Below are 10,230 nucleotides of genomic sequence, written 5' to 3' on the forward strand. Positions count from 1 at the left end.
TTTGTTGATGTATTTAAACAAAGCGAAGTCGATGGCGCATTAGCAGCAAGCGTTTTTCACAAAAATGTGATTAACATTGGCGAATTAAAACAATTTTTAACCGATAACCAAGTGGCAGCAAGACTATGCAAGTAACACAACAAAACCAAACTCAAGTAGATTTTGCTAAAAGCGAAATGATCCCTGCGATTGTTCAAGATGCTCGCTCTGGTGTTATTTTAATGCAAGGCTTTATGAACAGCGAAGCACTAAAGTCGACGCTTGAAAGTAACAAAGTAACCTTTTACTCGCGTTCAAAGTCACGTTTATGGACCAAAGGTGAGTCATCAGAAAACTACTTAAACGTAGTATCGGTGCATACCGATTGTGACTACGACTCAATTTTAGTACTGGCTAATCCAGAAGGCCCAACATGTCACTTAGGCACACAAAGCTGCTTTGGTGATGACGCTAAACCTAGCCTGAGCTTTTTAGCGCAATTAGAAGATGTGATTGTTGAGCGTAAAAACGACGACCCAGCAAAAAGCTACACCGCTTCATTATTTGCTAAAGACTTAAGCCGTAGCTGTCAAAAAGTGGGCGAAGAAGGCGTAGAAGTAGCGCTTGCCGCAATGAAGCACGATAACGATGAGCTTACTAATGAATCGGCTGATTTAATTTATCACCTTACTGTATTGCTACAACGCCAAGGCTTAGCCCTAGAAGACGTTGTAAAATGCCTACAAGGTCGCCATAAATAGCGCCTCCTAAAGTAAATTAAAAAGAGGCTCATATTTTATGGGCCTTTTTATTTTCCCTTTTAGTTGAATAAATGATGTGTGTTATAGTGCATTGCTCAATTTATCGGTTACTGTGAACTATGAAAAACTATATTATCCTTCTTATTATCGTGTTTATTTTAGCGGGCTGTACAAGCAAAACTAATCAGACTACAGCCAAAGCTACTACAACGAATCAGTCTGTAAAAACCACAGTCACATCCGATGAATGTAGCAGCGTAAATAACCTAATAAATGGTTATGAGTTTGGTTTTAATTCAATCAAAGCAGATAAAGTGAATAACCCGTTTTCAAACCAATGGCACACTAATACTCATATCATTGGATCTGCCTGTACAATTACTTTAAATAAGTCTGAGCAAGTAAGTTACCAATGCCAAACACCTGTTAAAGCGCAAACGCATGCAGTAAATTCGCATCAAACACTTGCTGAACAGTTACGCCAATGCCTATCAAAAACAGGTTGGTTTGAAAGCCAAAAAGAAACAGCCAGTTCAATTTACAGCACCTTTGTACTTGATACTAAAAATCCGGTTATTACACTGTCTACAAATCAAGAAGGTAATGGGTTTTCTACTCGCTTTGAAATTGCTCCACCGTTAGGATTTTAATAATGCGAAAAACGAATAAAAACACATCTAAATTAAAAAGCGACTGTATAGGCATATGTGAACGTCGCAGCGGTTATTGCACTGGGTGCGGTCGAACTAATGAAGAAATATTTGATTGGATCATTCTCTCTCAAGAAGAAAAAAACGCCATTTTAGCACAGCCGCGAGCTGACTTAAAAAATCCATAAATTTGCCACTTGCGTGTAACAGCCCCTCTTTAGTATTGCTTAAAACGCTAGGGGGTGAACATCATGGCAGCATTATTTGTAATAAACTTAGCGCGCTCAACGCAGCGACTCGCAAATACTCAAACGCAACTGGCACGTGTTAGCTTGCCATTTGAACGTATTGATGCCGTAGATGGCGCACAATTGAGTACACTACAAAAGTACCTACATTACAGCCCGCAATTGAATAAACAACAGTATCACTATCCGCTAAGCAATGGCCAAATTGGCTGCTATTTAAGCCACCGTAAAGCATGGCAAAAAATAGTTGATGAGAAATTAAAATACGCGATTGTGCTAGAGGATGATTTTTATATTGATGACAGCATTCATAATGCGATTAAAAATATTGAGCAGTTAAACCAGCCCTGGCAACTTATTAAACTCGCAGCCTATGAAAACCGCACTCGCCCTATTGCCTATCAGCAAAACCTAAATAACCACCAGCGATTAGTCATACATAAAAAGCTAATGACTGGCTGCTGCGCTACAGCAATAAGCTATGAAGGGGCTAAGCAATTACTTAAAGCCACAGCCCAATTTGGCCGCCCTGTAGATTGCGACTTACAACATATTTGGGAAACCCACGTAAATAGTTTTTCGCTTATGCCATACCCTGTTTCGCAAAATACAGACATACAGAGCGATATTGCAAGCTGCACTACTAAAACCAAGGTTAAAAAAGCTTTTTTTAAACGTAAGTTTCAACAATTACACAGCGGCGTTTTAAATAAACTTTATACAAATGCATTTATAAAACAAACCAAGCAAATTAAACCTAATAAAAAAGGCGCTACAAAAGCACCTTCTTTACTCACGCAAGGTCCTTAATTGTATAACTATGCTTTATCGAGCGCTTGGCTTACATCCGCAATTATGTCAGCAATGTTTTCAATACCGACCGATAGGCGAATTAAATCGCGGCTCACACCTGCGCTTGCAAGTTCTTCATCATTTAATTGACGGTGCGTGGTTGACGCTGGATGACAAGCCAGCGATTTAGCATCGCCAATATTAACTAAACGCAGGATCATATTAAGCGCATCAATAAAGCGCGTGCCTGCTTCAAGGCCGCCCGCGATACCAAAACTTAAAATACCTGAAGCTTTACCACTGGTGATTTTTTGGCTCATTGCATAATATGGGCTTGATGTTAAACCCGCGTAGTTAACCCAAAGAACTTTAGGGTGATTTTCTAAGTATTCAGCCAGTTGCTGCGCGTTTTCGCAGTGGCGATCCATTCTTAAGCCTAAGGTTTCAAGGCCGATTAAAATGTCAGATGCGTTTTTAGGGGCAAGCGCGGCACCAGTATTTCTAAGTGGCACTACTCTACAACGCCCAATAAAGGCTGCTTCTGCAAAGGCATCGGTATAGACCACATTGTGATACGACGGATCGGGCTCATTCATCATTGCAAAGCGTGTGGCATTGGCTTTCCAATCAAATTGACCTGAATCAACAATCATACCGCCAATAGCTGTACCGTGCCCGTTTATGTACTTTGTCAGTGAGTGAACCACTATATCGGCGCCTAGCTCAAATGGCCGGCATAAATACGGTGTAGCCACAGTATTATCAACAATAAGTGGGACACCTTTGCTATGAGCAATCTTAGCTAAACGCTCAATATCGACAATATTACCTGCAGGGTTACCGATAGATTCACAAAAAACAGCACGGGTGTTGTCATCAATGGCATCTTCGAATGCGCTAAAGTCATCAGCCTTAATCATACGCGCTTCAATACCTTGGCGGGGTAATGTATGGGCAAATAAATTATACGTACCGCCATATACTTGGCTGGTGCTGACAATATTAGTGCCTACTTCACATAAGCATTGAATCGCATAGGTAATAGCTGCCATGCCCGAGGCTACCGCTAGCGCACCAATGCCCCCTTCCATTGCAGCAATACGCTGTTCAAGCACGGCATTAGTAGGGTTCATTATGCGGGTGTAAATATTACCTGGTACTTTTAAGTCGAATAAATCTGCACCGTGTTGCGTGTTATCAAACGTGTAGGATGAGGTATTGTAAATAGGTACTGCTGCTGATTTCGTGGTTTCTTCAGACTCGTAACCATGGTGCAGTGCTAATGACTCTAATTTCATAATTAATTCCTTTAGTAAATTATTAAAACATACCACTTAAGGGTAATTAAATGCACGTAAAAATATAAAAACAAAATAAAGAGATAATATAATCAATAAATACACAATTTATGATTAAACTAGTTGATTTTATTTTAGAGCACCTACCAGCTAATACTAGAGCATGAACTAAACTTGTTAATTCTTATTGTCTATTAAATTATGACCTCAATACATAGCAGACGCTGAATGTGAAGTACTGATATAACTCGACCGATTTAAGAGCAATGGCACAGTCAAAACCCAACAAATACGCCTTCATGCTGCTATATATGGAAGTAATAAATTAAACGAAGTCTTAAATCGATTTATGTTTGAATTAGAAAACCATTTAAAAAATGTTATTTAAACACGGTAGTTACATCGCACCAGTTACAAGGTTTACTGCAAGTTAACTATAAAAACGTATCGAAAAATCAATGAGGTCCTGCTCAGGTATTGGTTTACTAAAATAATATCCTTGAGCTAGATCGCAACCAAGTTCTTTTAATATTGTGAGTTGTTCTTTTGTTTCTACGCCTTCAGCGACAACTTTTAACCCTAAACCATGCGACATAGCGATTGTTGCTTCTACTAAACTGTAATCCTCATTATTTTTTGTAATCCCATTTATAAAACCACGGTCTATTTTTAGTACATTAAACGGGTACTTCCTTAAATAACTTAACGAGGAATAACCTGTGCCAAAATCATCCATTGACAATATAACACCTAAATTTGTTATATCGTTTAATGTGTCAGTAATGCTGGACTCTCCGCTCATTAAAACACCTTCTGTAATTTCAAGTTCAAGACTTTGAGGTTCAATGTTCGCATTTGATAACGATGTTTTGATAAAGTTAAACAGGCTCAGGTCTTTAAATTGACTAGGAGATAAATTTACTGCAATTGAAAAATTTCTGTTGAGCTGTTCTACGTTCTTCCATCGATTGAGTAAACTAAGTGACTCTTTAATAACAAACTCACCAATAGATATGATCACGCCTGTTTTTTCTGCAATAGGGATAAACTCATCTGGTGCCACACTTCCTAGTACAGGGTTTAGCCACCTGAGTAATGCTTCTGCCCCTATAATTTCGTTCTTTTTAACATCAAATTGCGGTTGGTAATAAAGAATGAATTCATTGCGCTGCAATGCACCTCGCATTTGCTCTTCTATTGTTAAGCGTCGTTGGATTACAGTATTCATTTGATTAGTAAAAAACGAGTATGTATTTCGACCCAGAGCTTTGGCTTGATACATTGCCGTGTCGGCGTTTCTTAATAAGTCAGACACAGATTTGCCGTTATCTGGAAACATTGCTACCCCAATGCTAATTGTTAACATTAACTCTCGCCCCTCAATTGTGAAAGGTTCTCGAAAATTTTGCAGGAGTTTTTCGGCAATACCCACAACATTTTGTTGAGTGGAAATTCCTTTTGACAAAATAATGAATTCGTCGCCACCTAAGCGACCAATTGTGTCAGCTTTTCTTAATGCCCTTTGTAAACGATTGGCTGTTTCAATTAAAACTTTATCGCCTGCTTCATGACCTAGTGAATCGTTAATTTTTTTAAAATCATCTAAATCTAAGAAAAATACCGCTGCTTTTTCATCATTACGAGTCGCCTCAACTGTTAGCTGTGATAAACGGTCAAGAGCGAGTAAACGGTTTGGTAATTGTGTAAGGCTATCGAAATAAGCTTGTTTACGAATGAGTTGCTCTGATTGGTGTTGTTCGGTTATATCTCGAATAATTATCATTATTTGGTCGTATTTTAAAACTTTGTTAATTCTTGCTTCAAAATACACCTGCCCTTGAGGAACGGACAGCTCATATTTAAACGTTACAATTTCATCTTGTTCAATTGCTTTTTCTATGTAAACTTCAAACTTTTTAGCAACACTCTTCGGTAAAATATCAAGCATATTATTACCAACAAATTGGTCAGGGGAGACATAGAGGGCATCTTGATTATTAGCATGGTAATCGATAATTATTCCGTTATAGTCCATTAAAAAAAGCAAGTCTGGGATTGCTTCAAAAATGGTTTTTAGCATTTGTTCTTTAAATGTGGCAATGGCTTGGGCTTTTTTTACATCCGACAAATTAATGTCTATACAATACATTTGCTTGTTTTTAAATTCATTTTCAAACATTGCGTGGCTTGAATAAACGTATATGTCAGTTCCATTTTTATGTTTAAGTAATATTTCTGCAGCAGGGATTGCTACGCCTTCATTGATCCACTTTGTATGAGCCTCAATTACCATGTCTCTCATAGGGGCTGGTACTATCAGTTCTTCTAGCCTCTTTCCAAGTGCTTCCTCTTGTTTATAGCCATAAAGGAGTTCACTTCCTTTGTTCCAATACACAACTCGTCTTTGATCATCATAACCTTGCACTGAGATTGAATTAACACTTTCAAATAATTGGTGCAAAGAATCGTTAGTTACAAACTGTTTAGATAATTGATTCACAATTGAGTTGGCAGTCATGCTGTGACTATCTCCTTTAAAATTTCCTTATTTTATAATAGAAGTTAATTGTTGAATTTCCATACACATATATTTAAAAAATAAGCTTAGGTTTATTATTAATTGTTGGAGCAATAAAAAAGGAGCCTTAGCTCCTTTATTACTATTTTTAAATCCTATTTAGTATCATTGGGGTGCTCAACACCCATCCAAGCTTTGAAAAGGGCTTTTTGTTTCTCACTTGCTTGTAAATTAGCAGTTACCTTTTTAGGTTTATCAAACTTTTCAGTTAATACTAATGTGAGGCTTTGTAGTGCATCACGACGAATGAAGTCAATAACCACTTTATCTCCAGGTTTAAACGTCTCAAGGCTAGACTTTAAATCTTTACCAACATGGAGCTTATTAATAGCTACAATTTTATCGTTAGTTGTTAAGCCTGCTTTCCACGCGCTACCACCGCGTTGAACATGCGTTAATGTTAAAAGCTGGCCGGTATTTTTAGTCACTGCATCTATGCTGGCAATAGCCTTAGCAACTTTTGGTCGCTCAAAAGTCAAACCTACTTTATTAAGCAACTCGTCAAAATTAATATTTGCAGGTGAGTCAACATGCTCTTCCCACCAATTTGAATAATCGAGACCTGTCAGGTTTTGTAAAATGCTTAATACATCTTTTTCATCGAAGCCCGCTGGTAGCTTATGGTTGTTGTATAGTGCTTTATGCACATCACGGTAACTTACTTTACCCGCTGTTTTTTCTAGTAAGTCAATATCAAGTACCATTGACAACAATGAGCCTTCTAAATATATATTGGTACTGTAATTACGTCCGTGATCCCCACCTTGGTTAATCCATTTATCAAAACTCGTTTCACTGGCACTTTGAACTTCTCTGCCTGGTGTTTGTAAGTGTCGATTTATGGTTTTTGTTAGGCCTTTAAAAAACTCATCTGTCGTTTCAATGCCTGAACGCACTAATAAATGATCCTCAAAGTAGCTTGTTGAGCCTTCTGCAATCCAAAGTAATTTTGAGTAATTCATGTTGGTGTAATCGTAAGGTACCAATCCATTTGGACGATATGCTTTTACATTCCAAGTATGAATAAACTCATGAGCTGCTGTGCTTATGAAACCTAAATAATCTTCACGAGAGCCAAATCGATCACGCGGCCTTTGAATTATGGTCGAATTTAAATGCTCGGTTGCACCACCAGCGCCAGAAGTAGCATGCACCATAAAAACGTAGCGCTCATATGGGTAACTATCCCAAATTACATTACCGGTTGTTACCAGCTTTTTAAGATCACGCAACATTAATTCAACGTCGTAGTTACCCTCTCCCCAAATAACTAATTCGTACTCACGTCCATCAACGTTAAATGAGTGAAGTTGGTTAATACCTGTTTCGATAGGCGAGTCCACAAGCACATCGTAATTAGCTGCCTTGAACGAATGAGTAGAATCTAAATTATTCATTCCAGATACTGAACGCCACTGCTTTGGAACATCTAAATTAACCGTTACAGGCTCTTGTCGAAATGATTCGCTAAACATAAAAAAGCCAGAAGCGTCTATAAAAGCGTGGCTATCATCAATATGGCGAGCACGTTTACCAAGCTCGTTTGCATAAACCTGGTACCCTACACTTATTTCTGTGGGTGTATCAATGTGAACACGCCATGTGCTGTGATCGATTTTTTCCCACTTTAAGGGGTTACCCTCTTTATCTGTTGGGTTAAAGTAACGAACGCCATTGGCAAGATTTAGTATTTCATAACGACCGGTGCGCCAAGAAGGTAATTTAATATCAAGATGGGCTTGTGCTGATTTAGGGAATTGAACGCGCACATCACCAAGATGATGTTGAGGCTCGTCAATACTCAATGAATAGTTAACATCTGCAAATGCAGATGCAGATAACGCAGCACAAATTGATAAAACTAATAACTTTTTCATAGAAACCTAATTAAGACCTTAATTGTGCTCAAGGTTAACAAGCGTACATTTAAATGTGAATTAAAAACGATAAACACTCATGTATACGAGTTTGTACGCACTAGGTTAATAAAATTATAGAGTTTTTACCGAGATAACTACACTTAATATAAATTTGTTGTAGACTTAGAATAATAAAATTACAAATCATGGTGGCTTGCCTAGGTGTCAGAAAAATCTACTGCTACAGAGAAAAAACTTAAACAAGCAATTGGTGCGCGCATGGCACTTGAAGACGCGCGAAAACATCAAGTAGACACCCTCTCTATTTTCTCATCTAAACTATCTTTAGCCTGTAAGGGTCTAGACACGGAGCTTGATAACAGACTTGCTAACTTTAGAAGCGCATTAAATAAAGGCGTTGGTTTTGACGATTTATACCCTTTAATCGACGAAACAATAGAGCTGTTAAAAAAGCAAGAAGCCATACAACTATCGCAGCAACGTGACCTGCAAGAAAGTGTTTTATCTGCTGGCAGACAACTACAAAAAACCAAAGGCTTGCCAGAGGGAACACGCCGCTCGTTAAGAAACTTACTTGATCACGAAATGAATAACGTCCACTCCACTCATGACTTTATTCCGCTACTAGAAAAATTAATAAGCTTTTATCATCAGGCATTAAACACAAAGCTACGTGCTGATAGCAATATTAGCTGTGAGGCCACGCCTGCACTAGCGCAAAAGCTGCTTGAACTCGCTAACGATTTAGTTCTTGAAGATGAAGCAACTGTAGAAATTAAACGTATTAAGAGCATTATATCTGAAAGCGATAATTTAGGGTCTTTGCTCGATACGGCCATAAATATAATTACTGTTGTTGTTAAAAATATAAATAAAGAACGAGAATCAGCGCAAAGCTTTTTATCGTCGCTTAACCAAACAATTGAAGAACTACACAAATCAATAGTCGCTACAAGTAAGCACTCAACCTCAATGGGGACTGAGTTTGAAAACCTAAATAAAAGTATTAAAAGTAAAATAGAAAGCTTAAACAAAAAAACACAATCTGCGACTTCTATTTCATCATTAAAAGAGCTTGTTGATAATGAGTTAAAGTCGTTAACTCAAGACTTTATGGCAAAAGAAAAACTAGAACGCGAAGACAGAGAAATACTTGTATCTAGTTTTAATGAGATTAATGGCCGTATTGGCACGCTCGAAACAAAGCTTACAAAATACAAAAAACGCTTAAACGATCAACGTTTTAAAAGCCTGCTGGACGGGTTAACAAAATTACCTAATAGAGCCGCTTTTGACGAACGCTACAATCACGAAATGCATTTATTTAATGTTCAGCAATCAAATGTTACGCTGGTCGTTATCGATGTTGACCACTTTAAGTCAATAAACGATAGGTTTGGCCACACAGCTGGCGATATAACGTTGCAAGTTATTGCAAAAGCATTACAAAAGTCGATAAGAAAATCTGATTTTATAGCGCGATATGGCGGTGAAGAATTTGTGCTATTAATGAGCGAAACCACTGTTGATAATGCAGTTGCACCGCTTGAAAAACTCAGAAAGGTTATAAAAAACATCCCTTTTAAATTTAAAGACAAGCAAATTGAAATAACTATCTCCGTAGGCGCTACACAATTAAAAAAAGGGGATACGCCGATTAAAGCTTTTGATAGAGCCGACGACGCTCTGTATGAGGCCAAAAATACAGGTAGAGACCGCCTTTGTATAAGTAAATAATGTCATTCGATTATAAATATTGTAAATGTATGACTCAGTAGTAATTTACATAAATAGCAAGGAGTACGCCCATGTTAATACAGTTAAACCCAACTGGTGTATTAGATTTACTATCTCAGTTAGAGGTTGATTTATTAGAACAATCTTCTACCAGCGAACGTTATAAATTATTTAGAAATTGCGTGTTGGCGGTACTCAATGTAGGCAGCCACACAGACGAAAGTTCGCAAATATACGACAAATATAAAGACTTTGATATTCGCTTACTCAGCCGAGAGCGCGGTATAAAAATTGAACTTGAAAACCC

The 10,230-nt window shown here is 37.8% G+C and carries 9 protein-coding genes and 1 pseudogene; 7 read left to right on the forward strand and 3 right to left on the reverse strand.

Annotated elements, in window-relative coordinates; translation table 11 throughout:
• The 5 genes and pseudogenes from BCG07_RS02210 to BCG07_RS02230 form a co-directional block, all read left to right on the forward strand.
• Positions 1 to 135, forward strand: a pseudogene (locus tag BCG07_RS02210) (imidazole glycerol phosphate synthase subunit HisF); the annotation flags it as partial.
• Positions 126 to 740, forward strand: coding sequence for a bifunctional phosphoribosyl-AMP cyclohydrolase/phosphoribosyl-ATP diphosphatase HisIE (gene hisIE / locus BCG07_RS02215; RefSeq protein WP_138739708.1), 615 nt, complete (start codon positions 126 to 128; stop codon positions 738 to 740). The pseudogene BCG07_RS02210 and the gene hisIE, both read left to right, overlap by 10 nt.
• 119 nt (positions 741 to 859) lie before the next feature.
• On the forward strand, positions 860 to 1,390 hold the full coding sequence (locus BCG07_RS02220) for a hypothetical protein (RefSeq protein ID WP_286888384.1): 531 nt from the start codon (positions 860 to 862) through the stop codon (positions 1,388 to 1,390).
• A 2-nt stretch (positions 1,391 to 1,392) separates the two neighbouring features.
• Positions 1,393 to 1,578, forward strand: coding sequence for a DUF1289 domain-containing protein (locus tag BCG07_RS02225; RefSeq protein WP_286888386.1), 186 nt, complete (start codon positions 1,393 to 1,395; stop codon positions 1,576 to 1,578).
• Positions 1,579 to 1,641: 63 nt separating this feature from the next.
• A complete protein-coding gene (locus BCG07_RS02230) occupies positions 1,642 to 2,448 on the forward strand; it encodes a glycosyltransferase family 25 protein (protein ID WP_286888388.1) in 807 nt (268 codons plus the stop codon).
• 8 nt (positions 2,449 to 2,456) lie between these two features.
• Here BCG07_RS02230 and BCG07_RS02235 read toward each other — a convergent pair whose 3' ends face one another.
• From BCG07_RS02235 to BCG07_RS02245, 3 genes are all read right to left on the reverse strand, one after another.
• On the reverse strand, positions 2,457 to 3,728 hold the full coding sequence (locus BCG07_RS02235) for an O-acetylhomoserine aminocarboxypropyltransferase/cysteine synthase family protein (RefSeq protein WP_286888390.1): 1,272 nt from the start codon (positions 3,726 to 3,728) through the stop codon (positions 2,457 to 2,459).
• Positions 3,729 to 4,158: 430 nt separating this feature from the next.
• A complete protein-coding gene (locus BCG07_RS02240; RefSeq protein ID WP_286888391.1) occupies positions 4,159 to 6,246 on the reverse strand; it encodes a bifunctional diguanylate cyclase/phosphodiesterase in 2,088 nt (695 codons plus the stop codon).
• A 155-nt stretch (positions 6,247 to 6,401) separates the two neighbouring features.
• Positions 6,402 to 8,183 (reverse strand): M61 family metallopeptidase, encoded by a 1,782-nt coding sequence (locus tag BCG07_RS02245; protein ID WP_286888393.1) that lies wholly within the window; start codon positions 8,181 to 8,183, stop codon positions 6,402 to 6,404.
• Positions 8,184 to 8,387: 204 nt separating this feature from the next.
• On the opposite strand from BCG07_RS02245, the gene BCG07_RS02250 reads away from it, so the two are divergent.
• A complete protein-coding gene (locus tag BCG07_RS02250; RefSeq protein WP_286888395.1) occupies positions 8,388 to 9,923 on the forward strand; it encodes a GGDEF domain-containing protein in 1,536 nt (511 codons plus the stop codon).
• A 71-nt stretch (positions 9,924 to 9,994) separates the two neighbouring features.
• On the forward strand, positions 9,995 to 10,230 hold a 236-nt coding region (locus tag BCG07_RS02255; RefSeq protein WP_286888396.1), incomplete at its 3' end, for a pyrimidine/purine nucleosidase domain-containing protein.

The sequence above is a fragment of the Pseudoalteromonas sp. ESRF-bin5 genome (genome assembly GCF_002632075.1).
GTDB classification, from domain to species: domain Bacteria; phylum Pseudomonadota; class Gammaproteobacteria; order Enterobacterales; family Alteromonadaceae; genus Pseudoalteromonas; species Pseudoalteromonas marina.

Coding starts and splice junctions, on each gene's coding strand:
- BCG07_RS02235 (WP_286888390.1), bottom strand. CDS start 3,728: ATGAAATTAGAGTCATTAGCACTGCACCATGGTTACGAGTCTGAAGAA.
- hisIE (WP_138739708.1), top strand. CDS start 126: ATGCAAGTAACACAACAAAACCAAACTCAAGTAGATTTTGCTAAAAGC.
- BCG07_RS02245 (WP_286888393.1), bottom strand. CDS start 8,183: ATGAAAAAGTTATTAGTTTTATCAATTTGTGCTGCGTTATCTGCATCT.
- BCG07_RS02220 (WP_286888384.1), top strand. CDS start 860: ATGAAAAACTATATTATCCTTCTTATTATCGTGTTTATTTTAGCGGGC.
- BCG07_RS02225 (WP_286888386.1), top strand. CDS start 1,393: ATGCGAAAAACGAATAAAAACACATCTAAATTAAAAAGCGACTGTATA.
- BCG07_RS02230 (WP_286888388.1), top strand. CDS start 1,642: ATGGCAGCATTATTTGTAATAAACTTAGCGCGCTCAACGCAGCGACTC.
- BCG07_RS02240 (WP_286888391.1), bottom strand. CDS start 6,246: ATGACTGCCAACTCAATTGTGAATCAATTATCTAAACAGTTTGTAACT.